Origin of the sequence: Fictibacillus nanhaiensis (assembly GCF_036213205.1) — a bacterium.
Taxonomy (GTDB): domain Bacteria; phylum Bacillota; class Bacilli; order Bacillales; family Fictibacillaceae; genus Fictibacillus; species Fictibacillus nanhaiensis_E.
In genome coordinates this window covers 280,789-302,521 of record NZ_JARMFC010000001.1, presented here as the reverse complement: position 1 = coordinate 302,521, position 21,733 = coordinate 280,789, and the positions used below count along the sequence as shown (strand labels likewise).

The following is a 21,733-nucleotide window of genomic DNA, read 5'->3' as shown; positions in this document are numbered from 1 at the left end:
TTTACTGCAACTAAATTTTCAAAAAACAACTAAAAAAAGAAGCCGCTCTCTATTGAGCGGCTTCTTGCGTTTTATTAAAATACTTGTTCTAATTCAACAACACCAGGAACTTCTTCAAGAAGTGCACGTTCGATACCTGCTTTTAGTGTAATAGTTGAACTTGGGCAGCTACCACATGCTCCCATTAGGCGTACTTTTACTACACCTTCTTCAATATCCACTAACTCCACGTCTCCTCCATCACGAAGAAGGAACGGGCGTAATTTATCAAGAACTTCTTCAACTTGTTCACGCATCTCTAAGTTTTGAGTTTCAGCCATAATAATCAAGGCTCCTTTCTTAAAAAGAACTTACTCTTAGTATACGGGATATGGAATAAAAAATCCATGAGCAAGCATCATGATATTTGCTCCTTTTTCTTTTATGAGAAATAAGGTATGATGAAAGCAAATAAGCGCATACATTGAGGTGATTCTTCATGAGTAACTCATTTAATATTAAAGTATATGGAGCTGAACAGAAATGTGCCAGCTGTGTTCATCTTCCTTCAGCAAAAGAAACAGCTGAATGGCTAGAAGCAGCAATCTCAAGAAAGTTTCCGAACTTAGTGTTTAATGTTCTTTATATAGACATGGAAAATACGGAAAATGAGATCGATCAGGCATTTTCAGAAAGAATTGTTGAAGAAGATCTTTTTTATCCTGTCGTTGTGATTGATGGAGAGGTAGTAGCAGAAGGTAATCCGAATTTAAAAACGATCTACGCAATTATAGAACAGAATGGTTATGGCGCTGTAAGTTAAGCGCCTATTTTTTTTATTTTGGGTTTGTACACACGCCTTGTTTTCTCTAAAGAATAAGATGTATAGAGAAAAAAGGAGGCAAATTGTATTGTTGAACCCTTTAAAAGGTAAAAGTCATAAAGATGAGTCATCCTCGTATGCAGGACATCATCACCATCATTATCATGATCTTTGTCTCGAGTACATGGGACAGAAGGTTACGATCGAATTGAATGATGGAAATGTATATCACGGTCAATTGCATAGCTATGATCAGGATAATATGTATATGATCATGCCAGGTGAGCAAGATGATCGTAATAGCCGTATCATTTTTGTCGGGCCGTTCTTTCCAGGCTTCGGAGTTTTTGGTTTTCCTTTTTACCGAATTCGTCGATTCCGTCCTTATTATTGGTAAAAATACAGAAAAAGACCCATGCCGCGGCATGGGTCTTTTCTTATACTTGATATTTATACAACCAAAGAATTCCTGATTTTAATAAACGTGGCACTCTTCCAATAAGAGCAGTACTACCCATCGTACCAAATCCGCTCTTCTTACCAAGAGAACCCATAACACCTTTTAGTTTGATCTCGTTCATCTCAGGAAGAGGCTGCTCGTTCCAACGAGCTAAAAGGACTTGTGAGATTTGCTCTGCTTGCTCCTCTGCTAATTGTGCACTCGGTGCATAAGGGAGGCTCGCGCAATCTCCAACGACATATACATGCTCTTCGTTTGGAAGGTGATGATGTTCAGTTAGAACAACACGTCCTTGACTGTCTTTTTCAACATCCAAATCACGAACGATTCGGCTCGGCTGTATACCTGCCGTCCAAACGATAGCATCACACTCTACCTTTTCGTCATGATTATAAAGTGCGCCTTCTTCAACCTTTGTTACATTTGAATTATTAATTACTTCAACACCGTGTTCAACGAACCAGTTTTGTACATAGTTGCTCAATCGCTTCTTATAAGCGGAAAGAATCATATCACCACGGTCAAAGAGTTTAATGGTAAGATCCGGACGGCTTTCACGAAGTTCAGAGGCTAGCTCTACACCTGAAAGACCGGCACCCACTACAGCAACAACCGCATTAGCATGCAAGTTGTTTAGAATTTGATACGTTTGACGCGACTTATCAATAGTCTGAATGCTGAGCGTAAATTGGTCAGCACCAGGGACATTATGATATTTGTCTTCGCATCCTAAGCCGATAACCAAATCGTCATATGAGACAGCATCTTGATCTTTTAATAGAACTTTCTTTTCTTTCACATCGATTGATGTCACTTCGCCGTATTTAATATTGAGGCGAGGATGGTCTGGAAAAGTTACACGAACATGATGATCTGATATGGTACCTGCAGCCAGTGCATAATATTCGGTTTTCAAACAATGATAAGGCACACGATCAATAAGCGTAAGCTGAATGTTTTCAGGGAGGTCTGAGGAATTAAGAAGTCTCTTTAGCACACGCATATTTCCATATCCTCCGCCAAGTAAAACGAGGTGTTTCATTTGTCATTTCCCCTTTTCTTTCAAGACAATTCTTATCTGTTTTTAAAAATGCATATATAAGTAAATAACCTTAACTCGAAATAAGTAAACGATTACACGTTTTTGACATGTTTAAGTATAGCACTTTGCAACAATTTCACAACTCTTTTATAGAAAAAACACAGGAAGAATGAGTGTTTACATTGACTACAACATTAGAAACCGTTAGGATGGATTCATCAAGAGGTGAAGACGTAAATGAGACCGATTATAGAGTTTTGTGTAAGTAATCTAGCGAGTGGTGCACAAAAAGCGCTCGAAGAACTCGAGAAAGACTATGATCTAGACGTTATCGAGTATGGTTGTCTAGGCTATTGTGGACACTGTGCGAAGTCGATGTTTGCTCTCGTAAATGGAGATATCGTTCACGGAGAAACATCAGATGAACTTGTTAAAAATATTTACAATCATATAGAAGAAAACGGAATGTTTTAAGAAGCAGCTATTCTAAAAAGGGAATAGCTGCTTTTTCTATGTTCTATGGATAAGGGAGTTTTGATTGGGAAAAATATCTAGCATATAATTTTTTGAAAAACGATTGCATTTTTGTCGAAATTTGTTACATTAGAAAAGGGTCAGTCATTGGATGTCTGACAACTAACGTGCTAATAGAAAGCGTTTTCTTCCAAATTACAAAAGGGGTGTACGAATATGCAAATTTTATGGGGATTAGGTGGTATGCTTGTTCTTCTTGTAATCGCATTCTTACTTTCTCAAAATAAGAAAGCGATTAACTGGAGAACGGTAATAGGTGCACTAGCAATTCAAGTTGCTTTTGCATTGATCGTTCTTAAATGGGATGCTGGAAAAAAAGCATTGCAAGGCGTCTCACAAAAAGTTTCAAATGTTGTAGCTTATGCGAACGAAGGGATTACTTTCTTGTTTGGAAGTATGATTCCAGCAGAAGGAAAAGGATTTATCTTTGCGTTTCAAGTTTTAACCGTTATCATTTTCTTCTCTTCTCTAATCTCAGTTCTTTATTACCTAGGCATCATGCAATGGGTTGTAAGAATCTTAGGGGGAGCATTATCTAAGCTATTAAAAACAAGTAAAGCAGAATCAATGAGTGCTACTGCAAACATCTTCTTAGGTCAGACAGAAGCACCTCTAGTTATTCGTCCATATATGAATCGTCTTACTCAATCTGAACTTTTTGCTGTAATGGTAGGTGGACTAGCATCAGTAGCGGGTTCTGTATTGATCGGTTATTACCTATTAGGTGTACCTTTAGAATACTTAATCGCAGCAAGCTTTATGTGTGCTCCTGCAGGTCTTGCGATCGCTAAGATCATTGTTCCTGAAACAGAAGAGCCTGAAACAATGGGTGAGATCAAATTAGAACGTGACAAAGATACAGTAAACGTTATCGACGCAGCGGCAAAAGGTGCTGGAGATGGACTTCAAATCGCACTTAACGTTGGTGCAATGTTACTTGCTTTCATCGCACTTATCGCATTAGTGAACGGTATCCTTGGCGGAATCGGCGGCTGGTTCGGCTATGAGATCACACTTCAACAAATTCTAGGTTATGTTTTCGCTCCAATCGCATTTGTTATTGGTGTACCGTGGGAAGAAGCAGTTAAAGCGGGTACGTTCATCGGTCAAAAAATCGTATTGAACGAGTTCGTTGCTTACTCTTCATTCGCACCTCAAATTCCAGACTTAATGCCGAAAACGGTAGCGGTTGTAAGTTTCGCACTTTGTGGTTTCGCGAACCTTTCTTCGATCGCAATCCTTTTAGGTGGTCTTGGAGCAATGGCACCTAGCCGACGTCCTGACATTGCAAGACTTGGAATGCGCGCTGTAATCGCAGCTACAATCGCAAACTTACTAAGCGGTGCAATCGCAGGTATGTTCATTCTATAAGAATTTGTTTAACTTTAAGTTGCTCAAGCTGATGCTTGAGCACCTTTTCTTGTTAGCGAGGCTTTTAGCAGATAGCGTGCGGTGCTATTCTCTGTCGCACTTGGGACATTAGTCCCCTGAATAATACCAGCTGGGGTATCTTCATCTATAATTAAGTCTAAGCAAACAAAATTGGGTCGAAATAAGACTTAATTAAGTCGAAACGATGTTCAATTAAGTCATAATTCTAAAATAAAGGCGGTTCGCTAAATTTCGACAAGCGATCTAACCGCCAGTCCAGCTTAATACCCCTATCATGAACAATAAAAAAACCGCAATGGGAATCACCCCACTGCGGTTTTGTCTACTAGATTTAAGCCTGCTGAGCAATCTGTTTCATCACCCATGGCTGCATTCGGTTGTATAATGCTACGAATAACAGTGTAATTATCGTACCTTTTATCAAGTTAAACGGTGTTATCCCTTTTAGTATAAGATCAAGCATCATCTGGCTAGACATCGGATCAGCGCCGAGGAACCATGTATATGCCGGTAGTATGATCAAGTAGTTGAGCAGCCCCATCATAAATGTCATCAAAACCGTTCCTAAGATCAAGCCCGCCGAAAGACGTTTAACAGAATTCTTTTTGCGGAATAAGTAGGATACTGGAAGAATGAAAAGGATACCGGCTACAAAGTTTGCTAATTGACCAACTGGTACTCCGGTAAAGCTTCCTACTATCCCGTAGTGTAGAACATTTTTTATGGCTTCTACCATAACTCCTGCCGCTGGCCCGAAAATGATTGCAGCTAGAAGTGCAGGCACCTCACTAAAGTCAATCTTTAAGAATGGAGGTAACCCAGGAAACGGAAAATCGAGCATCATCAGTACATACGCAATCGTACTGAGCATCGATACCGCTACCATTTGTTTGATCTTTCCCTTTTGCATTGAAATCTCTCCTCTTTTGTGTTGCGCCATCTCATGATTTCGAATGCAGCACAGCCTGCTTCACACAAAAAATCCTTAGCCAGTAAATGAGACTAAGGGAGTTTGTAAGTATGATAAACAGCATGTAAAAGATGCACAGATAAATGGCATGCTTAAACAAAGGGTTCCATTAAGAGTAATTGAACCGCTGTACCTACATCTTCTCCCATCCAGACTATACTGTCGGCTCTGGAATTACACCAGATCAGCAAAAAAGAAAACTTTTTCGCTCACGGGCTGATGAAGAGGGAATCTTCAAATACCGCCGGTCGGGAATTTCACCCTGCCCCGAAGATGGATCGCTATTGTATTTTGTTACATCACCTATTATACTTTAAAAAATGTAAGTTGTGAACGAATATGCAATAACCATACCTTCCAAATAGAGGATGAACCGATATGAAGTTAACATTTGAATACACATGGCCATATGAAAGAATGATGAGGGATATTTATCTTTCAGAATGTCCGTTCTGCCAACAAGATAATGTTTTGACTTCCTTTAAAGAAGAACAATTGAATCTCGCTCAAGAGGGAATCAAACAGATTCTTATCATGCCGTGCTGTCACGGCAAGTTAACCATACTGAACGCAGACGATGACTATTTTTATACGGATGAAAAATTAAGAGGTCAATCATAAGGAGCACGGTTAAAGTAATGGATACGTTGAAATTCACAAAAATGCATGGTTTAGGCAATAATTACATCTATATTAACATGTTTGAAGAATGTATTGATGAAGCTGTCCTTCCGAGATTAGCTACAGAGGTTTCAAATCCATACACAGGTATCGGATCAGATGGTATGATACTTATCTGTCCAAGCAAGTTAGCGCCAGTAAAGATGCGAATCTTTAATAACGATGGCTCTGAAGCTAAAAATTGTGGGAACGGACTTCGTTGTGTAGCCAAATATGCATACGAAAACAGATTAGTAACAGAAACCGAATTTCAGATTGAAACACTAGGTGGTTTAGTAACTGCAAAAGTCACAATAGATAACACCAATAAAGTATCACTCGTTACGGTTAATATGGGTAACCCCATCCTTCGACCTCAAAAAATTCCTGTCATGGGATTTGACCACCTCCAACAAGTGGTGAATGAGGAAGTATCTTTTGATGGGACACCATTAAGACTCACTGCTGTTTCAATGGGAAATCCACATGCCGTTTTCTTTGTGGATAATATTGAGAAAGCGCCTCTGCATTCGTTAGGACCAATCATCGAAAAAGATTCAATGTTTCCTGATTGGGTAAACGCAGAGTTTGTAGAAGTGGTGTCTAAAAGTGAAATGCACTTTAGAGTTTGGGAGAGAGGGTCAGGTATAACGCAAGCTTGTGGTACAGGAGCATGTGCTGCAGCAGTAGCTGCCGTTCTAATCGAAAAAGCAGAAAAAAATACAGACATTACCGTTCATTTAGCAGGCGGAGATCTTATCATTAACTGGAAAGATAGTGGAGATGTTTGGATGACTGGTCCAGCGGAAATAATCTGTACGGGTGAGTATCATAATAAATGGTAGAACGATCAGACGTTTTTCCTTAACTTACTAAAAAAGAAAGCAGAGATGCTTTCTTTTTTTAGTCCTTAACATTAGCCTGTTCACGATGGTGAACAATTTTCTCGGTATGTTCAATTCCCCATTGAAGCATGGATTTGATAATAGGGATTAGTGTTTTACCAAACAAAGTTAGAGAATATTCCACTTTAGGTGGAACTTGTTTATAAACTTCTCGGTGTATGATTCCATCACGTTCTAATTCTCGTAACTGTAAGGTAAGCATCCGCTGTGTAATTCCAGGAACGAGGCGCTTTAGTTCATTAAATCGTATCTCTCCATCAATCAAGTGATACAAAATAACGCTTTTCCACTTACCGCCGATAATATCAAGGGTCGCTTCAACAGGACATGAATAGCCGTAAGATTGCCAATTGGATAGATCGAATTGCTGATTATTCATTGAAATGCTCCTTTAGTATAAAAAATGATACTATGACACAAAAATGTGCGTACTTTTCATTTTTGTTATTACTTTTATAATATAGCGTATAAGGGAACAGCACAACTTAAAATTACGTTCTAAATATTGAAGGAGAGATAAATCATCATGAATAAAGAAGATAAAAAACAAGAGATCTTAAATGCATTTCAGTTCAGACATGCAACAAAGGAATTTGATCCAGAGAAAAAGATTTCAGATGAAGACTTTGAATTTATTTTAGAAACTGGACGTCTATCACCGAGTTCTTTCGGCTTTGAGCCTTGGCGTTTTGTTGTCATTCAAGACCCAGAGCTACGTGAACAGTTGAAACCTGTATCATGGGGTGCACAAAAACAATTGCCGACTGCGAGTCACTATGTCGTGATGCTAGCACGTACGGCAGAAGATATGATGTACGATTCAGAATACATTGAGCATATAAAGAAAGATGTAAAGAATCTTCCGAAAGAAGCGTATGATGCAATCAGTGGGTTTTACAAGACATTCTTAGAATCTGACTTTAAGCTTCTTGGTAACGACCGCGCTATGGTCGATTGGGCAGCTAAACAAGTCTATATTGCACTAGGAAATATGATGACAGCAGCTGCTCAAATTGGTATTGATTCTTGCCCGATCGAAGGATTTGATCAAGAGAAAGTTCAGGCTATCTTAGAAAAAGAAGGAATACTTCAAGGAGGGAACTTTGAAGTGGCGGTTATGGTAGGATTCGGCTATCGCGTAAACGAACCCCGTCCAAAAGTTCGTCAAGATATGAGCGATGTTGTGAAATGGATTAAGTAATGAATATAAAAAAGTGGAGGCACAATCGCCTCCACTTTTTTTAGTATTTTTGAATGATGTTATAGAATGTATCACGTTCTACAGGAACTTTGTTGGCTGTTTTGATCAAGTGAACAAGTTCTTTACGTGTAATCCCTGATGACGTTAATGCTCCAACAGCGTGAGAGATACGTTCCTCGATCAACGTTCCATGGATGTCACTTGAACCGAACGTTAATGCCATTTGAGTTAACTGAACACCAATGTTGATCCAATATGCTTTGATATGGTCAAAATTATCTAGCATGAGTCGGCTTATCGCAATGGTTCTCATATCATCAAAAGCAGATGTTCTTCTCATCAATCCCATAGATTGTGTACGAGGCTGCATAGCTAACGGGATGAATACCATGAATCCGTTTGTTGAATCTTGAAGTTGGCGCAAGCGATCCATATGAATGAGACGTTCTTCTTTCGTCTCAATAGACCCGTACAACATTGTTGCATGTGTTTTTAAACCTAAACCATGAGCGATTTCATGTGCTTCTAACCACTGATCAGTCGATGCTTTGTCTGGGCTCATTTTTAAACGGTAACGTTCGGTCAGAATCTCAGCACCGCCACCAGGCAGGGTATCAAGACCTGCTTTAATCAACTCTTCTAAAACTTCTTTCATAGAAAGTCCAGCTATTCTGGAGAAGAACTCGATCTCTGCACCTGTATATGCTTTAACCGTTACTTGTGGATAATGCTTTTTTAACGTCCGAATCGTATCTAGATAATAATCGAAAGGTACTTCATGATTATGGCCACCTACGATATGAAACTCTCGAATGTTATCGTTCCAGCGTTTTTCAACATAGCTCAAGAGCTGCTCATCGTTCATCGTATAAGCGCCTTCTTCACCAGGCTTACGCTTAAAGCCACAGAAACTGCAAGTAGCTTCACATACGTTAGTCGGGTTAATGTACAAGTTTTCAATGAAGTAAACGTTGTCGCCGTTCTTACGCTTATTAACCTCGTTTGCTAATGAAGCAACGCTTAGCAAATCATTCGTTTCATATAGAAATAATCCATCTTCAATCGAAAGACGCTCACCGTGAGTTATCTTTTCAGCGATTGCCTCCATACGAGTATCTAGCGTTAATATATTTGCCATTACTAATCCCCCTAATTTTTCAAATGAAATGTTCGGATGATGTACACAATTTTTTAAGAGATAGTCATAAAGCGACACTCTCTCTTTACCAAATTTATACGAATACTTATGTATTAAGAGAATTCAATACATGTCTTAATTGCATAATCATTATAATCCTATTCAAACTTTACGACAAGGGAAGCTGCTTTTACAGATAATTGCACATAAAAAGTTTCATTTTTTTATAAGCGACTCGTTGTCTAATAAATAGAAAAAATGTAAAATAAAAGGAACGGATATGTTGAAAACGAAGAGTGGAGTGACGAAAATGAAAGCCACAATACCAGCCGCTAGACTTGAAAAGATCGAACAATTAGAGGCATTGCGTAATAAAATGATACAGGCGGCGAACGTGTTAGGTCTGCAGCATCCAATGGTGTTAAAATATAGTAGAAAAATTGATGAGACACATAATAAGATTATGGAAATGCAGCAAAAAAACAACTAATCGAAAGCCGATTCCTTGAGGGCTTATTTAAGAGTCGTTATACTATAGATATAGATCCTTATAAGAGGAGTGATCACGATGATCGTTGAAATAACAGATAGTGCAGCGAGTCGAATTAAAGAAATGCTTGCTGATGAAGAAGATCAAAATCAATTTCTCCGTGTAGCGGTAAAAGGCGGCGGATGTACAGGGCTTTCTTATGGCATGGGTTTCGATAGTGATAAAAGTGACTCAGACCAAGAAGAGATGATTGAAGGAATCCGCGTGGTTGTGGATGAAGAAAGTGCAAAAGTCCTAAAAGGAACAGTTGTCGACTTTAAACAGAACATGATGGGTGGAGGGTTTACTATTACAAACCCGAACGCAATTGCTTCATGCGGCTGTGGCTCATCATTCCGTACAGCAACAAACGCTGGTACACCTGAAGAGTGTTAAATAAAGTGCGATAATAAAAGCTCCTGCCTCTTATTCAAGAGGCAGGAGCTTTTTTGAGCTAAATGATATTAAAAATAAAAAGTACCCCAAGTATATCTGATACAACAGCAGCACCAATAAGCAAGAATTTCTTTTGTTTTTGGTGTTCTCTTAAACCAAACGGCATTAAAAAGGTACCAAGTATAAAGAAAACAATTCCAAGTATTAAGTTAGTCTCCATTATGTAAATCTCCTTATCTAAAAAAGGATAAAAGAAAACCCGGCGCGCCAACACCGGGTAAAAATTCATATGAGTCAGCGGCACTTGTCCGCCTCAATACCCATGATAACAGAATCAAAGGTTCATAACCATATGAAATTTATTCCACTGTGTATTTTTCTAGATCTTGAAGTAACTTTGATAAACGTGGAATTTCTTTTTTCGTATCTTCAAGGAAAGATTCGTCTGTTATGTGAAGCTGGTTAATGATCCTTTGCATTTCCTGAAGGCAGTCAGCAGCATGCATTTCTTCTTCAGTAAATTGTCTATTCAAATCTATTCTCTCCTTTGTTAGAAATAAATAAATGAAAATGAAAAAGGCGCAGGAGCTTTTTACCCCGCGCTAATTTTAGTTTAGAATAAGCTAGTGCTGTGTAAAGGTTGAGTCTTCGCATTGGGATCAATATATGATTTAGCATTGTTGATTGCCGTAGGGGCCTCTCCAAAACCTGAGGCGATTAACTTTACTTTGCCATCATACGTACACACATCACCAGCAGCATAAATACCTTTTATATTTGTTTCCATTTTTGAATTAACAACGATTGAATTTTTCTGAATATCTAGTCCCCATGTTTTAATAGGACCTAGAGATGAGATGAAACCATAGTTTACAACTACAGCGTCTACTTCAACTGTCTCTTTAACATCTCCATTTTCTATGACAACAGCTGATATATTCTCTCCATCACCGATCAACTCTGTTATTTGATAAGGTGTTTTAACAGCAACTTTTGAATTCATTAACTGCTCGACGCTATGTTCATGAGCACGAAACTTATCACGTCTGTGTGTTAACGTAACTTGTGGAGAAATAGGTTCAAGCATCAAGGACCAATCAAGAGCGGAATCTCCACCGCCACAAACTAAAACGCGCTTTCCTGCGAATGCATTCAAATCGTTTACGAAATAATGGAGGTTTTTCCCTTCGTATTGTTGAGCAGTTGCCAATTCTAAACGACGAGGTTGGAAAGCACCTACGCCAGCCGTGATTATAACTGCTTTGCTGTAATGCACACTTTTATCAGTTGTTAACTCAAAGATTTCTTCATGCTTTTCAACATTTTGAACCGATTCTTCTAAAACGACTGTTGGGTTAAATTGCATCGCTTGCTCTTTAAGGTTATTAACGAGATCTTGAGCAAGTACTTTAGGAAATCCAGCAACATCATATATGTACTTTTCAGGGTAAAGAGCAGATAATTGACCGCCAAGTTGAGGCATGCTCTCAATAATTTTTACCTTCATCTGACGCATTCCGCCATAGAATGCAGCAAACAAGCCTGATGGTCCTCCACCAATAATCGTAATATCGTAAATTTCTTTTGTCATAACTTTCACCTCTTCTAGATTTATGACTGATGAACATGTAATATGTTCTGACCAGAACGTGCTATCTCTCATTTTTACATTCTTGAAGGAAGCTCAAAGTCCTCTTTTTGTTTTGTAGAATTTGCCATTGTCAAACAACCTTATGAAAGGCACTTCACAATATAAAATTGAAACTTCATCATAACGAAAAAAGGGTTGAAAAAACAAGAAAAAAGGAATAAGATGAGGGTGTATGGTTAAAAAATGTCGAAATTTCGAACGTTTTTTGCATTTATTTATATCTTATTACGTGAAATATATCACAATCTATTCCTTTCCATCATATTTAATGATTGAAAAGGTCACACTAAAAAAAAAACGAGAACTGGAAGTGAATTTAAATGAGTAAGCCAAAAATTCTAATATTAGGCGGGGGCTACGGTGGAATCATGTCAGCTGTCCGTTTACAAAAAGAGCTAGGTTCAGACGAAGCTGAGATCACGTTAGTAAACAAGCACAACTATCATTACCAAACGACGTGGCTTCATGAGAACGCAGCGGGAACATTACATCATGACAAAACACGTATCATGATCGATAACATTATCGACATGAACAAAGTAAACTTTGTTCAAGATACGGTTAAAGAAATCAAAAAAGATGAAAAGCTTGTTATTTTAGATAATCAAGAATTAACATACGACTACTTAATTATTGCTCTTGGTTCTGACCCAGAAACTTTCGGTATCCAAGGCCTTAAAGAGAATGCATTCAGCATTCGCAGCATCAACTCTGTTCGTAAAATTCGCGAGCATATCGACTATTCATTCGCTCGTTACAACAACGAAGGACAACCTGATGAACTTATTACAATCGTAGTAGGTGGAGCAGGATTTACAGGAATTGAATTCGTTGGGGAACTGGCTGACCGTGTTCCTGAACTTTGCCGTGAGTATGATATTCCTCGTGAAAAAGTTCGTATCGTAAATATTGAAGCTGCTCCAACAGTACTTCCAGGATTTGATGAAGAGCTAGTTGAGTATGCAATCAATAACTTAGAACGTCGTGGCGTTGAATTCCTTGTAAGCACACCGATCAAAGAGTGTAATGAAGATGGTGTAATTCTTGCAAATGGTGAAGAGATCAAAGCAGCTACAATCGTTTGGACTGGTGGAGTTCGCGGTAACCACTTAGTTGAAGAAGCTGGATTCGAAACAATGCGCGGACGTGTGAAAGTTGACAAAGACCTTCGCATGCCTGGATTTGATTATATTTTCGTTGCTGGAGATTGTGCACTTATCATCGATGAGGAAGCGAACCGTCCTTATCCTCCAACAGCTCAAATCGCTATTCAACAAGCTTACACAATTGGCCGTAACATCAAGGCATTGATGAACGGTGGCAAGCTTGAGGAATTTAAGCCTGATATTAAAGGTACAGTTGCATCCCTTGGTAAAGGTGAAGCGATTGGTAAAGTAGGAAACAAGAAGTTATTTGGTGCAACTGCATCTGCAATGAAAAAAGTAATCGATAACCGCTACCTGTTCTTACTAGGTGGGGTACCGATGGTTATTAAAAAAGGAAAATTAAAACTGTTTTAATGGATAGTGGTAAACTAAGAACAGAAGCGTAAAGCTTCTGTTCTTTTTTTTATTACGTTGAGAAAGGGCGAGCGTGCGGATGACGAAAAAAAACAGGGGAAACGTTTGGCTTGCGGCAGCTGGCCTAGTGATCGATGAGGATGGAAAATGGCTTGTCGTGAAAAAGAATTATGGCGGGCTTAAGGGGAAATGGTCTATTCCCGCTGGCTTTGTTGATGCTGGAGAAACGGTTGATGAGGCCGCCGTTCGAGAAGTTTATGAAGAGACAGGCATTCTTGGAGAGATTAGTACATTACTTGGTATCCGCTCAGGTGTGATTAAAGAGACAATTAGCGATAATATGGTTGTCTTTTTATTGAAAAAAAAGCATGGAGATCTTTCACAGCATTCAAGTGAAATTGAAACAGCTGCGTTCATGGCACCTGAAGAATTAAGCGCAGATCCAGATACTTCATTAATGATCCATTACTTTATGGATAAGAAAGTAAAGTTTTTAGAAGATAAAATCAATCCTGGAGACGTATTCGGTTATACGACTTATAAGGTGATGGATTGTAGATAGAAATAGCACATACATAAAGAAAAAGATTTCCAATCAGGGCATATGTAATGCTTTGGTCGTTTTGTTAAGCTCTTTAGATTGACTTTTAAACCAGTACTAGCAAAAATGTACGAAATATTCTGAAAATTAAAGAATGTTCGTGATGGTTACGCTTACATCGGGGTATTTCGCTTTAAAACCGATTTTTCAATCCCTCATTTCCTTGTTATTATTATCTGAAAATTTAAACAAAAAAGAGGGAGTGTTACAACATGAGAAAACATGCGATTCAGAAAAAACATGATCAATGTCCATACTGTGAGGGAAAGGGTTATTTTCAGCTCTTGCTTGGAGGATCTGAAACGTGTGTAGAATGCTGCGGAAGCGGGAAAAAAAGAGCTTAAAACCGTAACGCTCTCAAACACGATTGACGTATATGCCCCCGTTTAGTAAACTAACCTAAGGATTATGGGGGTGTCTACATCATGGATTTGCTATTGCCGCAATTCATTATTTCAATGTTGCTGTTTATGGTTCTATTCTTTGGAATCGGTTTCTTATTTAACATGCTTTTACGTGCTACTTGGTTTATGGTTATTCTATATCCAATAGTCGTCATTATGATAGTAGATGACATTCGGTTTTTTGAGTATTTTACAAAGCCAGGTACGAGTCTTCAGTTACTTGGAAGTGATCTTTTGAATTTGTCAGCATCAGATATAACGATACTTGCTTGTGGATTGATCGGTGCGGTTCTTTCTGGAATTGCCATTAAGATGCTACGAGTACGCGGCTATCAGATGTTTTAAAAAGCCCCTCATTTAGGGTTTTTTTTATTTGCACTTTTTTCCTTTTTATTTCAAACGGGTATACATAATAATCTACCGGGGAAGGAATAGATAGGAGAGGAGTGGACAATTTTTGTTGATTTTAAGAAAAATTGTAAAGAGAACCACGATCGTTATCCTATTTATATGTGCAGTATTTACAACATTTCGTTCCATTTCTGGTGTAGAGGCAGATGATCTAGCAACTTGGCTAGATAATAAACAGTCAGACAACAAGATTATTGAGACTACACTAAGTGTTTTAACAGCGTCTCTAAAGACTATGCCTACGATCTATAAACCTAACGTGATGATTTCATCTGCTGAGGTGAAACACCGATCCCTTGAAGATGAGATAAATCTTAGTCAATATCCTTCAGTTAAAGTGACAGCAACAGGCTATACGGCTGGTCATGAGAGTACGGGTAAGACGAAAAGTCATCCTGCATACGGAATCACCAAATCAGGATTAAAGGTGAGAAGAGACCTCTATTCTACCATTGCAGCAGATCCTTCAATCTTTCCGATCGGCACTGTTCTATGGGTTCCAGGATACGGTTATGGAGTAGTGGCAGATACAGGATCAGCCATAAAAGGAAACAGACTAGATCTTTTTTACAATACGGTAGACGAAGTGTATAAAAAGTGGGGCAAGAAGAATATTGATGTATATATTGTCGAACGTGGAGACGGAAAGATTACAGAAGATGAACTGAATAGTCTAAACGAAGCAAAGTCCATGCAAGTGTTTAGGCAGCAATATTTATATAAATAATAAGAGCTTCAGGTTTAAGTGACCTGAAGCTTCTTTATGTAGATTTCCTCTTCTTCTGGTAAGAATGCAGGGTAGTTATGTGGATGAACAAGTGCAGCTAATCGTTTCATTCCGATAATTAATCGCGGTGATGGCCGGCAGAATAGAGCCTCTTCAAGCTTGAAAATTTTAGTGCAGACACTAGCCTCTAATTGGTCCCACCCTTCTCTTTTCTTAATGTGAGAAATCTGCATCTTTTCTGTTTTTACACCGACCCAAACCATTCCTATAATATCTGGCTTACGGTTTACAACATCTTCCCAAGATGTTTGAACACTTGCCAGTTCCACGTCTCGAAAAGAGTTTTCCCCGCCAGCTAGATAAGCGATTTCTGTTAGCCAGTTCACTTTACCAGGTGTAAAGACGGGTTTTGGCCACCATTCAAAATACACTTTTTTTCTATTTTTTATGGTGTTGCTTATTGCCTCGTATTGAATGATCTCATTTTCCATCCATTCAGATACTTTCCTAGCTTCTGATAAATTATTTGTTCTTTTACCCAAATCGAGCAGATCATTTTGGATATCAGTTAGACTTTGTGGATTATAAACGACATGTGGAATACTGCGACGCTCTAATTCCTCTATGTTTTTCTCCATTCCAGGTACACTCAAACTAGCTAGTACAAGATCAGGTTCTAGAGATTGAAGTTTATCCATGTTAATCGATAAATCAGGACCTAATCTTGGAAGTTTCTCTATTTCAATTGGCCAATCTGAAAAGTCGTCGACTCCGACCAATTTTGAAGTTAATCCTAAAAAATGTAGCAGTTCCGTATTGCTTGGGCAAATTGAAATGATTCTCAAAGAGAAGAACCTCCTATAATATAAACAACCATGCCAAAAATAACGTTTGAAGAATTCCAAGAAGTCCACCAAAGAATACTTCACTAGGACGATGTCCGAGAAGTTCTTTTAATTCTTTCCTTTGTTCTTCCACCTTTTTTTCCTGAAATTTCTCTGATTCCCTCACGTGGTTTCTGAATTCCTCTACTAAGTCATTCAATACGGCTGCTTGTTCTCCTGCATGCCAACGTATACCTTTTGCATCGTACATGACGATGATTGCAAACATGGCGGCGATGGCGAAGAGAGTTGAACCTGTACCGTGCAAGGCTCCAACGGCTGTTGCTAAGGAAGTAACAGATGCTGAATGTGAACTTGGCATTCCTCCCGTACTAATAAGTAACTCCCATCTAATTTTTCTAGTATGATAAAAATGTATAGGTATTTTTAGGAATTGTGCTGAAAATACACCAAGTAAAGCTGCTATTAATGGAAAGTTCAATAATATATCTGGCATGAGGACGATCCTTTCAATATGGTGATTTTAGTATGGCTGTTTTAGATAGTTGTTACCCGATTTAGGTTCAGTTCAATCGTTACATCACATTGAACGAAAAAAGGAGGAAGCAAGAATGGAGTATTTTCCTCAAGAATATTACGAGTTTTTTATTGTTTTTAACGATGGAGATTATTACACAGGACACGATCTGCTAGAAGCAGTGTGGCTTACAGATCGCAGTAACTTGTTCATCAAGGGGCTGCTACAAATGACTGTAGCTCTCTATCATTATGAATACGGAAACCTTAAAGGGGCTAGAGAAATGATGAGGGTTGCTAAAGAGTATCTAACTCCATATAGACCATCATATTGGCAGTTGGATGTGGAGAGAGTATTAAAGTTTATTGATCATTGTCTTGAAGTCATACCTAACCTTCCTGACAGGGTAAAATTTGAAGCAGTTGCTCAACTGCCAGACCTGCCAAAACTTTATATAAATTTAGAAGAATAAAGCAACGTGAATTCGAAATATTCTAATAGAAAGAGTATAATGAGAAGCAGAGCTTTATAACGAATAAGGGGGAACTTTAACATGTTTACGATCAAACAACTCTGGAACACTAGCGAACAAGAAGAAGTCCTACTGGTCGGTTTATTTCAAGAACCAAAACTCACTGGTGTAATGGCAGAGATGGATAATAACTTAAACGGATCAATTACGGATCTTATAAAAGAAGGTGATTTATCAAATCGCCTAAAAAGCATTAAAAAGCTTAATACGTTAGGTCAACTAGGAACGAAAAGGATCTATTTTGCTGGTTTAGGAAAGCGTGAAGATTATACGTATGACAAGGCTAGAAGCACGTTTGGAAGAGCGGTTCAAGAAATCACAAAAGAAAAGAGAACGCAATTCTCTATATTGCTGGATACGTTCCATACGGATCAGCTTTCGATCGAAAAGCTTGCCCATGCTTTTAGTGAAGCAGCGGGCACCGCTGTTTATAAATTTGAAGACTACAAGAAGAAAACGAATGAACCGCAAAAACGGCTAGAAGCCATTACTGTTTACACGGAAAACAATGGAGCAGAAGCTGGGCTGACGAGCGGATTTGCTTATGCGAAGGGAATTAACTTTGCGCGAGATCTTGTGAACACACCTGCGAACCTTCTTACACCTACAGACCTTGCTGCAGAAGCCATTGATGTGGCGCTTGAATATGGCATGGAATATGAGATCCTTGAAAAAGAAGACATGGAGAAGCTGGGAATGGGAGCGATACTCGCTGTTAGTAAAGGATCAGAGCAGCTTCCTAAATTGATCACGGTAAAATATCAAGGTGGTAAAAAGGAAGATTCATATGTTGCCTTAGTCGGAAAAGGCTTAACATTTGATGCTGGAGGTTATTCAATTAAACCTGCTCTCAACATGCATGAGATGAAAAGTGATATGGGAGGAAGTGCAGCGGTATTAGGAGCGATGGAGGCGATCGGCCGACTGAAGCCTGAGATTAACATTATGTTTGTGATTCCATCTTCAGAGAACTTGATCAATGGAGAGGCTATGAAGCCAGGAGATGTGATCACTTCACTGAGTGGAAAGACAATTGAAGTTCGAAATACGGATGCAGAAGGACGTCTCATACTAGCTGATGCGATTACGTATGCAAAGGAACAAGGAGCAAAGTATATTGTTGACGTTGCGACTTTAACTGGCGGAGTGGTCGTTGCACTAGGAGATTGTACAACAGGTGCTCTAACGAACAGTGAAGGCTTTTATGAACATATTAAGCAATCGGCAGCTGATGAAGCAGAATTATTATGGCTACTTCCAAGTTTTCAGCCATTTAAAGATATGTTAAAAACAAGCGATGTTGCTGATCTTAACAACTCAACAGGCAGACTTGGTCATGCCATTACAGGTGGATTGTTTGTAGGTGAGTTCGCTGAAAATACACCTTGGGTACACTTAGATATAGCAGGTACCGCCTATTCCGGCAAATCTACAGAGTTAGGTCCAAAAGGAGCGACAGGTGTTATGGTTCGAACACTTGTTAACTTCGTAAGAAACTTTAAAGCATAATAGTTAAATAAAAACTGGTTCTCATCAATGAGAACCAGTTTTTTATTTTGGGTTTGACAAAATCCCTTTATCCATGATACTTTGTTAAAGGTTTAACATATTAGTGATTTAGCGAAATAAAGCAATAAAGTTATTTGAGGAGGAAATGAAATGAATGCTGTGGTATTAGCGGTAGCTGTTATGCTAGTACTTAGCCTTTTACGTATACATGTTGTTGTAGCCTTGTTAATCGGAGCCTTAGCTGGCGGATTTGTAGCAGGAATGGGTTTAACAGAAACCATAACAGTATTTACTGAAGGCTTAGGATCGAATGCCGTTATCGCACTAAGTTATGCGTTATTAGGAAGTTTTGCCGTTGCGTTATCTCGTACGGGGCTTCCAAAACTGATGGTTGAAAAAGCAATCGTCTTGGTCGGAAAAGAAGGGGAATCAAATAAGAAGTCATTATCAAAAGTACTAATCCTTTTTATCATCCTTATGATTTCTTCATTCTCACAAAACTTAATTCCAGTTCATATTGCGATCATTCCAATATTCATCCCGCCATTATTGCACGTTTTAAATGAATTGCAGCTTGATAGAAGATTAGTTGCGACTGTAATTACGTTTGGTTTGATCACGCCGTACATGTGGTTCCCGGTAGGCTTTGGAGGAATCTTTCATGAGATTCTTCAAACGAACATGAAAGATAGTGGGCTGACTGTAAAGATGGATCAAATCCCTACTGCGATGACGATTCCATCCCTAGGAATGATTGTTGGTCTATTGATCGCTGTCTTTATAACGTATCGTAAACCACGACAATATGAAGATAGAACGACCGGAATGACTAAGAGTGATGATGAATCTTATACTGCTCGTTCGATCACAGTAGCTGTTTTAGCGATTGTGGCTACATTGTTTGTACAACTACAAACAGACTCAATGATCTTCGGAGCATTATCAGGGATCATTGTTCTGTATTTTAGCGGTCAGTTAAAATTGAATGCTTCAGATGCGATATTAACTGAAGGTATGAAAATGATGTCGTATATTGGATTTGTTATGATCTCTGCTGCAGGTTTTGCCGCAGTGATGCGAGAGACAGGGGAAGTTGAAACATTGGTTAAAGATAGTGCAGAATTAATCGGAAACTCAACTGCTCTCGGCGTTTTGTTAATGCTAGTTATCGGATTGCTTGTAACGATGGGAATCGGCTCTTCGTTTTCAACGATTCCGATCATTACAACCATTTTTGTACCACTAGCTGGAGAACTAGGATTAAGTGTTATGGCGACGATCGCCTTAATCGGTACAGCCGCTGCTTTAGGTGATGCAGGCTCTCCTGCTTCTGATAGTACACTTGGTCCTACATCTGGTCTGAATGTTGATAATCAGCATAATCACATCTGGGATACGTGTGTACCGACATTTTTGCATTACAATATCCCTTTAATCGGATTTGGATTTATTGCTGCAATGGTATTATAAAAAGTTTGTTATCACTAAAAAACCGCCTTGTGCGGTTTTTTGTTTTTATCAAAAATTTATCGGTTCATCACATGCTATTTTTCAACATAAATACACATGCTAAAACCAAGGAGGGAAAAACCATGACAAAACGTAAACACTCTTGGGATGCAGCAGCGAAAAACAACTCAACACCAACAGAAAGCATGACAAGCGTAGAATTCTCTGATGAAAAGTTTAGTGATGAATTACCAAAAAGAGATACCCAAAGCCCAAGATCAAAAGGAAAATAAAAATAAGCTGACTCCTAAAAATGTAGGAGTCAGCTTTTTTATACACGATTATTCAAAAAAAGTAAGTTCGGGAACCCACTGCTTCATATGTGTTTTTATTTCTTCGTAAGATTTTTTCATTGCAGGTAAGTCTTTCATCGGGTGAATTACAAAAGGTCGGTCTACATAGGTTGGCAGAAATTTCGGTTCTGATAATTCGATGGTTTTTTCCGATCCTTTTTGCCGTTTCGTTACTTTCAGCTGTACGACCCCACCGATGTCTTTATATTCTCGTCTCTGACCAGATAAGAAATTACCGAGAGAATAAGCGACGAACGTTTTTGATCCGTCACTTGCGGTCTCCCATTTTACAGGTTGCAGAACATGTGGGTGGTGCCCGATGATGATGTCTCCGCCTGCTTCGGTTACTACTTTCACGATATTTTTTTGAAACTCATTCGGCATCCTCTCATACTCGTTTCCGAAATGAAGAGAAACAACATTAACATCAGATAACTTTCTAGCTTCTTTAATGTCGCGCTTGATCCGCTCTACTTCAATCAGATTGACAAGATGATTCTTGCCTGTAGGTACAGGAATTCCGTTCGTTCCGTATGTATAACTCAAAAAGGATAACGTAATGTCATTTCTTTTGATCAGTCTAATATTTTGTCTGTCTTTGTCTGTTAAATATGAACCGGTGTACATCACATCTATTTGATTCCAATAGTTCAAGGCACTTACGATAGCTTTTTCTCCACGGTCAAGTGTATGGTTATTTGCTAATGTAACGAGATCAACACCGTTTGCTTTTAAAGCATCACCTACTTCATGTGGTGAATTGAACGAGGGATAGGACGATAGACCAAGCTGTGTACCACCGATCATTGTTTCTTGGTTAGCAATCGTAATATCAGGCTCGGTTAAATATGATTTTACTGAGGTGAAGTTGCGATTAAAGTCATAGCCTTTTGCAGTTTTCGCTTTATTATAGACCGTATCATGAATCAAGATGTCACCAACTGCAGCAAGTGTGAGATCCGTTGTTTTTTCTTCAGGCTCTTGAGAAATCGGCTCTGTCTTTATTTCTTTTGGCTGAGATGTATTTTCTTGTTTCGGTATCTTTTTTTCTTCTACCGTTTGTAAATCTGCGTTATTATACATATATATAAATGCGATTGTCGAAAAGAATACGACTACAATTCCTGTGAACCACCAAATACGTTTCAGTGGTAACACCCCCTTTCTGTCTATCATAATGGAAGA

At 38.7% G+C, this 21,733-nt stretch carries 29 protein-coding genes and 1 riboswitch; of the genes, 18 read left to right on the top strand and 11 right to left on the bottom strand.

Annotation, left to right across the window (positions count from 1 at the left end):
- Window positions 1-74 precede the first annotated feature (74 nt).
- A complete protein-coding gene (locus P4V41_RS01515) occupies window positions 75-320 on the bottom strand; it encodes a NifU family protein (protein ID WP_066238880.1) in 246 nt (81 codons plus the stop codon).
- Between the two features lie 158 nt (window positions 321-478).
- On the opposite strand from P4V41_RS01515, the gene P4V41_RS01510 reads away from it, so the two are divergent.
- A complete protein-coding gene (locus P4V41_RS01510; protein ID WP_328083093.1) occupies window positions 479-802 on the top strand; it encodes a YuzD family protein in 324 nt (107 codons plus the stop codon).
- An 88-nt stretch (window positions 803-890) separates the two neighbouring features.
- The gene (locus P4V41_RS01505) at window positions 891-1,199 is read left to right on the top strand and encodes an LSM domain-containing protein (protein ID WP_328083092.1); all 309 of its coding nucleotides are present in this window, start codon (window positions 891-893) and stop codon (window positions 1,197-1,199) included.
- 40 nt (window positions 1,200-1,239) lie between these two features.
- On the opposite strand, the gene P4V41_RS01500 is transcribed toward P4V41_RS01505, so the two are convergent.
- Window positions 1,240-2,304 carry an NAD(P)/FAD-dependent oxidoreductase gene (locus P4V41_RS01500; RefSeq protein ID WP_328083091.1) on the bottom strand — a complete coding sequence of 355 codons (1,065 nt, stop codon included), beginning with the start codon at window positions 2,302-2,304 and terminating at the stop codon, window positions 1,240-1,242.
- A 237-nt stretch (window positions 2,305-2,541) separates the two neighbouring features.
- Between P4V41_RS01500 and P4V41_RS01495 the strand changes: the two genes are divergently transcribed.
- Window positions 2,542-2,778, top strand: a complete 237-nt coding sequence (locus P4V41_RS01495) for a YuzB family protein (RefSeq protein WP_191752119.1) — start codon at window positions 2,542-2,544, stop codon at window positions 2,776-2,778.
- 216 nt (window positions 2,779-2,994) lie between these two features.
- On the top strand, window positions 2,995-4,209 hold the full coding sequence (locus tag P4V41_RS01490) for a NupC/NupG family nucleoside CNT transporter (protein WP_328083090.1): 1,215 nt from the start codon (window positions 2,995-2,997) through the stop codon (window positions 4,207-4,209).
- Between the two features lie 352 nt (window positions 4,210-4,561).
- Here the strand turns inward: P4V41_RS01490 and P4V41_RS01485 are convergent, their stop codons facing one another.
- Window positions 4,562-5,140 (bottom strand): ECF transporter S component, encoded by a 579-nt coding sequence (locus P4V41_RS01485; protein ID WP_231618429.1) that lies wholly within the window; start codon window positions 5,138-5,140, stop codon window positions 4,562-4,564.
- A gap of 193 nt (window positions 5,141-5,333) precedes the next feature.
- A riboswitch (FMN riboswitch) is annotated at window positions 5,334-5,479 on the bottom strand.
- A 99-nt stretch (window positions 5,480-5,578) separates the two neighbouring features.
- On the opposite strand from P4V41_RS01485, the gene P4V41_RS01480 reads away from it, so the two are divergent.
- Together P4V41_RS01480 and dapF are read left to right on the top strand one after the other, a co-directional pair.
- Window positions 5,579-5,821, top strand: a complete 243-nt coding sequence (locus P4V41_RS01480) for a hypothetical protein (RefSeq protein WP_328083089.1) — start codon at window positions 5,579-5,581, stop codon at window positions 5,819-5,821.
- A gap of 17 nt (window positions 5,822-5,838) precedes the next feature.
- Window positions 5,839-6,705, top strand: coding sequence for a diaminopimelate epimerase (gene dapF, locus P4V41_RS01475; RefSeq protein ID WP_328083088.1), 867 nt, complete (start codon window positions 5,839-5,841; stop codon window positions 6,703-6,705).
- Between the two features lie 58 nt (window positions 6,706-6,763).
- Here the strand turns inward: dapF and P4V41_RS01470 are convergent, their stop codons facing one another.
- Entirely contained in the window at window positions 6,764-7,144 is a 381-nt protein-coding gene (locus tag P4V41_RS01470; protein WP_328083087.1) for a helix-turn-helix domain-containing protein, read from the bottom strand.
- Between the two features lie 147 nt (window positions 7,145-7,291).
- On the opposite strand from P4V41_RS01470, the gene P4V41_RS01465 reads away from it, so the two are divergent.
- Window positions 7,292-7,966: an NAD(P)H-dependent oxidoreductase gene (locus tag P4V41_RS01465; RefSeq protein WP_328083086.1), complete on the top strand. Its 675-nt coding sequence runs from the start codon at window positions 7,292-7,294 to the stop codon at window positions 7,964-7,966.
- Window positions 7,967-8,006: 40 nt separating this feature from the next.
- Here P4V41_RS01465 and mqnE read toward each other — a convergent pair whose 3' ends face one another.
- On the bottom strand, window positions 8,007-9,104 hold the full coding sequence (gene mqnE, locus P4V41_RS01460; RefSeq protein ID WP_197132030.1) for an aminofutalosine synthase MqnE: 1,098 nt from the start codon (window positions 9,102-9,104) through the stop codon (window positions 8,007-8,009).
- A gap of 310 nt (window positions 9,105-9,414) precedes the next feature.
- Here mqnE and P4V41_RS01455 point away from each other — a divergent pair, with 310 nt between their 5' ends.
- Entirely contained in the window at window positions 9,415-9,594 is a 180-nt protein-coding gene (locus tag P4V41_RS01455; RefSeq protein ID WP_197193557.1) for an aspartyl-phosphate phosphatase Spo0E family protein, read from the top strand.
- Between the two features lie 78 nt (window positions 9,595-9,672).
- On the top strand, window positions 9,673-10,029 hold the full coding sequence (locus tag P4V41_RS01450; RefSeq protein ID WP_197193558.1) for a HesB/IscA family protein: 357 nt from the start codon (window positions 9,673-9,675) through the stop codon (window positions 10,027-10,029).
- A gap of 58 nt (window positions 10,030-10,087) precedes the next feature.
- Here P4V41_RS01450 and P4V41_RS01445 read toward each other — a convergent pair whose 3' ends face one another.
- The 3 genes from P4V41_RS01445 to P4V41_RS01435 all read right to left on the bottom strand — a co-directional run bounded on the left by P4V41_RS01445 (window position 10,088) and on the right by P4V41_RS01435 (window position 11,620).
- Complete coding sequence (locus P4V41_RS01445) at window positions 10,088-10,249, bottom strand: hypothetical protein (RefSeq protein ID WP_328083084.1); 162 nt, start codon at window positions 10,247-10,249, stop codon at window positions 10,088-10,090.
- A 139-nt stretch (window positions 10,250-10,388) separates the two neighbouring features.
- Window positions 10,389-10,562 (bottom strand): hypothetical protein, encoded by a 174-nt coding sequence (locus P4V41_RS01440; protein WP_328083083.1) that lies wholly within the window; start codon window positions 10,560-10,562, stop codon window positions 10,389-10,391.
- A gap of 80 nt (window positions 10,563-10,642) precedes the next feature.
- Window positions 10,643-11,620: an NAD(P)/FAD-dependent oxidoreductase gene (locus P4V41_RS01435; protein ID WP_328083081.1), complete on the bottom strand. Its 978-nt coding sequence runs from the start codon at window positions 11,618-11,620 to the stop codon at window positions 10,643-10,645.
- Between the two features lie 380 nt (window positions 11,621-12,000).
- Here P4V41_RS01435 and P4V41_RS01430 point away from each other — a divergent pair, with 380 nt between their 5' ends.
- From P4V41_RS01430 to P4V41_RS01410, 5 genes are all read left to right on the top strand, one after another.
- On the top strand, window positions 12,001-13,200 hold the full coding sequence (locus P4V41_RS01430) for an NAD(P)/FAD-dependent oxidoreductase (protein WP_066397232.1): 1,200 nt from the start codon (window positions 12,001-12,003) through the stop codon (window positions 13,198-13,200).
- A gap of 79 nt (window positions 13,201-13,279) precedes the next feature.
- Window positions 13,280-13,762, top strand: a complete 483-nt coding sequence (locus tag P4V41_RS01425; RefSeq protein ID WP_328083080.1) for an NUDIX hydrolase — start codon at window positions 13,280-13,282, stop codon at window positions 13,760-13,762.
- A 251-nt stretch (window positions 13,763-14,013) separates the two neighbouring features.
- Complete coding sequence (locus tag P4V41_RS01420; RefSeq protein WP_171005383.1) at window positions 14,014-14,145, top strand: YuiA family protein; 132 nt, start codon at window positions 14,014-14,016, stop codon at window positions 14,143-14,145.
- Window positions 14,146-14,226: 81 nt separating this feature from the next.
- Window positions 14,227-14,550 carry a YuiB family protein gene (locus P4V41_RS01415; RefSeq protein WP_328083079.1) on the top strand — a complete coding sequence of 108 codons (324 nt, stop codon included), beginning with the start codon at window positions 14,227-14,229 and terminating at the stop codon, window positions 14,548-14,550.
- A gap of 118 nt (window positions 14,551-14,668) precedes the next feature.
- Complete coding sequence (locus tag P4V41_RS01410) at window positions 14,669-15,343, top strand: 3D domain-containing protein (protein WP_328083461.1); 675 nt, start codon at window positions 14,669-14,671, stop codon at window positions 15,341-15,343.
- Window positions 15,344-15,357: 14 nt separating this feature from the next.
- On the opposite strand, the gene P4V41_RS01405 is transcribed toward P4V41_RS01410, so the two are convergent.
- Window positions 15,358-16,188 (bottom strand): cobalamin-binding protein, encoded by an 831-nt coding sequence (locus tag P4V41_RS01405; RefSeq protein WP_328083078.1) that lies wholly within the window; start codon window positions 16,186-16,188, stop codon window positions 15,358-15,360.
- 13 nt (window positions 16,189-16,201) lie between these two features.
- Window positions 16,202-16,684 (bottom strand): divergent PAP2 family protein, encoded by a 483-nt coding sequence (locus P4V41_RS01400; RefSeq protein ID WP_328083077.1) that lies wholly within the window; start codon window positions 16,682-16,684, stop codon window positions 16,202-16,204.
- 115 nt (window positions 16,685-16,799) lie between these two features.
- Between P4V41_RS01400 and P4V41_RS01395 the strand changes: the two genes are divergently transcribed.
- The 4 genes from P4V41_RS01395 to P4V41_RS01380 all read left to right on the top strand — a co-directional run bounded on the left by P4V41_RS01395 (window position 16,800) and on the right by P4V41_RS01380 (window position 20,488).
- Entirely contained in the window at window positions 16,800-17,177 is a 378-nt protein-coding gene (locus P4V41_RS01395; protein ID WP_328083076.1) for a DUF309 domain-containing protein, read from the top strand.
- A gap of 81 nt (window positions 17,178-17,258) precedes the next feature.
- Window positions 17,259-18,746 carry a leucyl aminopeptidase gene (locus P4V41_RS01390; RefSeq protein WP_328083075.1) on the top strand — a complete coding sequence of 496 codons (1,488 nt, stop codon included), beginning with the start codon at window positions 17,259-17,261 and terminating at the stop codon, window positions 18,744-18,746.
- 150 nt (window positions 18,747-18,896) lie between these two features.
- On the top strand, window positions 18,897-20,216 hold the full coding sequence (locus tag P4V41_RS01385) for a Na+/H+ antiporter family protein (protein ID WP_328083074.1): 1,320 nt from the start codon (window positions 18,897-18,899) through the stop codon (window positions 20,214-20,216).
- Window positions 20,217-20,338: 122 nt separating this feature from the next.
- A complete protein-coding gene (locus tag P4V41_RS01380; RefSeq protein ID WP_328083072.1) occupies window positions 20,339-20,488 on the top strand; it encodes a hypothetical protein in 150 nt (49 codons plus the stop codon).
- 48 nt (window positions 20,489-20,536) lie between these two features.
- Here the strand turns inward: P4V41_RS01380 and P4V41_RS01375 are convergent, their stop codons facing one another.
- The gene (locus P4V41_RS01375) at window positions 20,537-21,706 is read right to left on the bottom strand and encodes a CapA family protein (RefSeq protein ID WP_328083071.1); all 1,170 of its coding nucleotides are present in this window, start codon (window positions 21,704-21,706) and stop codon (window positions 20,537-20,539) included.
- Window positions 21,707-21,733 lie beyond the last annotated feature (27 nt).

Bases quoted from the DNA above. Each gene is read 5' to 3' on its own strand.
- P4V41_RS01495 (WP_191752119.1), top strand. From the start codon at position 2,542: ATGAGACCGATTATAGAGTTTTGTGTAAGTAATCTAGCGAGTGGTGCA.
- P4V41_RS01485 (WP_231618429.1), bottom strand. From the start codon at position 5,140: ATGCAAAAGGGAAAGATCAAACAAATGGTAGCGGTATCGATGCTCAGT.
- P4V41_RS01395 (WP_328083076.1), top strand. From the start codon at position 16,800: ATGGAGTATTTTCCTCAAGAATATTACGAGTTTTTTATTGTTTTTAAC.
- P4V41_RS01385 (WP_328083074.1), top strand. From the start codon at position 18,897: ATGAATGCTGTGGTATTAGCGGTAGCTGTTATGCTAGTACTTAGCCTT.
- P4V41_RS01435 (WP_328083081.1), bottom strand. From the start codon at position 11,620: ATGACAAAAGAAATTTACGATATTACGATTATTGGTGGAGGACCATCA.
- P4V41_RS01490 (WP_328083090.1), top strand. From the start codon at position 2,995: ATGCAAATTTTATGGGGATTAGGTGGTATGCTTGTTCTTCTTGTAATC.
- P4V41_RS01380 (WP_328083072.1), top strand. From the start codon at position 20,339: ATGACAAAACGTAAACACTCTTGGGATGCAGCAGCGAAAAACAACTCA.
- P4V41_RS01465 (WP_328083086.1), top strand. From the start codon at position 7,292: ATGAATAAAGAAGATAAAAAACAAGAGATCTTAAATGCATTTCAGTTC.
- dapF (WP_328083088.1), top strand. From the start codon at position 5,839: ATGGATACGTTGAAATTCACAAAAATGCATGGTTTAGGCAATAATTAC.
- P4V41_RS01390 (WP_328083075.1), top strand. From the start codon at position 17,259: ATGTTTACGATCAAACAACTCTGGAACACTAGCGAACAAGAAGAAGTC.
- P4V41_RS01425 (WP_328083080.1), top strand. From the start codon at position 13,280: ATGACGAAAAAAAACAGGGGAAACGTTTGGCTTGCGGCAGCTGGCCTA.
- P4V41_RS01400 (WP_328083077.1), bottom strand. From the start codon at position 16,684: ATGCCAGATATATTATTGAACTTTCCATTAATAGCAGCTTTACTTGGT.
- P4V41_RS01445 (WP_328083084.1), bottom strand. From the start codon at position 10,249: ATGGAGACTAACTTAATACTTGGAATTGTTTTCTTTATACTTGGTACC.
- P4V41_RS01510 (WP_328083093.1), top strand. From the start codon at position 479: ATGAGTAACTCATTTAATATTAAAGTATATGGAGCTGAACAGAAATGT.
- mqnE (WP_197132030.1), bottom strand. From the start codon at position 9,104: ATGGCAAATATATTAACGCTAGATACTCGTATGGAGGCAATCGCTGAA.
- P4V41_RS01480 (WP_328083089.1), top strand. From the start codon at position 5,579: ATGAAGTTAACATTTGAATACACATGGCCATATGAAAGAATGATGAGG.
- P4V41_RS01415 (WP_328083079.1), top strand. From the start codon at position 14,227: ATGGATTTGCTATTGCCGCAATTCATTATTTCAATGTTGCTGTTTATG.
- P4V41_RS01430 (WP_066397232.1), top strand. From the start codon at position 12,001: ATGAGTAAGCCAAAAATTCTAATATTAGGCGGGGGCTACGGTGGAATC.
- P4V41_RS01455 (WP_197193557.1), top strand. From the start codon at position 9,415: ATGAAAGCCACAATACCAGCCGCTAGACTTGAAAAGATCGAACAATTA.
- P4V41_RS01420 (WP_171005383.1), top strand. From the start codon at position 14,014: ATGAGAAAACATGCGATTCAGAAAAAACATGATCAATGTCCATACTGT.
- P4V41_RS01500 (WP_328083091.1), bottom strand. From the start codon at position 2,304: ATGAAACACCTCGTTTTACTTGGCGGAGGATATGGAAATATGCGTGTG.
- P4V41_RS01470 (WP_328083087.1), bottom strand. From the start codon at position 7,144: ATGAATAATCAGCAATTCGATCTATCCAATTGGCAATCTTACGGCTAT.
- P4V41_RS01515 (WP_066238880.1), bottom strand. From the start codon at position 320: ATGGCTGAAACTCAAAACTTAGAGATGCGTGAACAAGTTGAAGAAGTT.
- P4V41_RS01450 (WP_197193558.1), top strand. From the start codon at position 9,673: ATGATCGTTGAAATAACAGATAGTGCAGCGAGTCGAATTAAAGAAATG.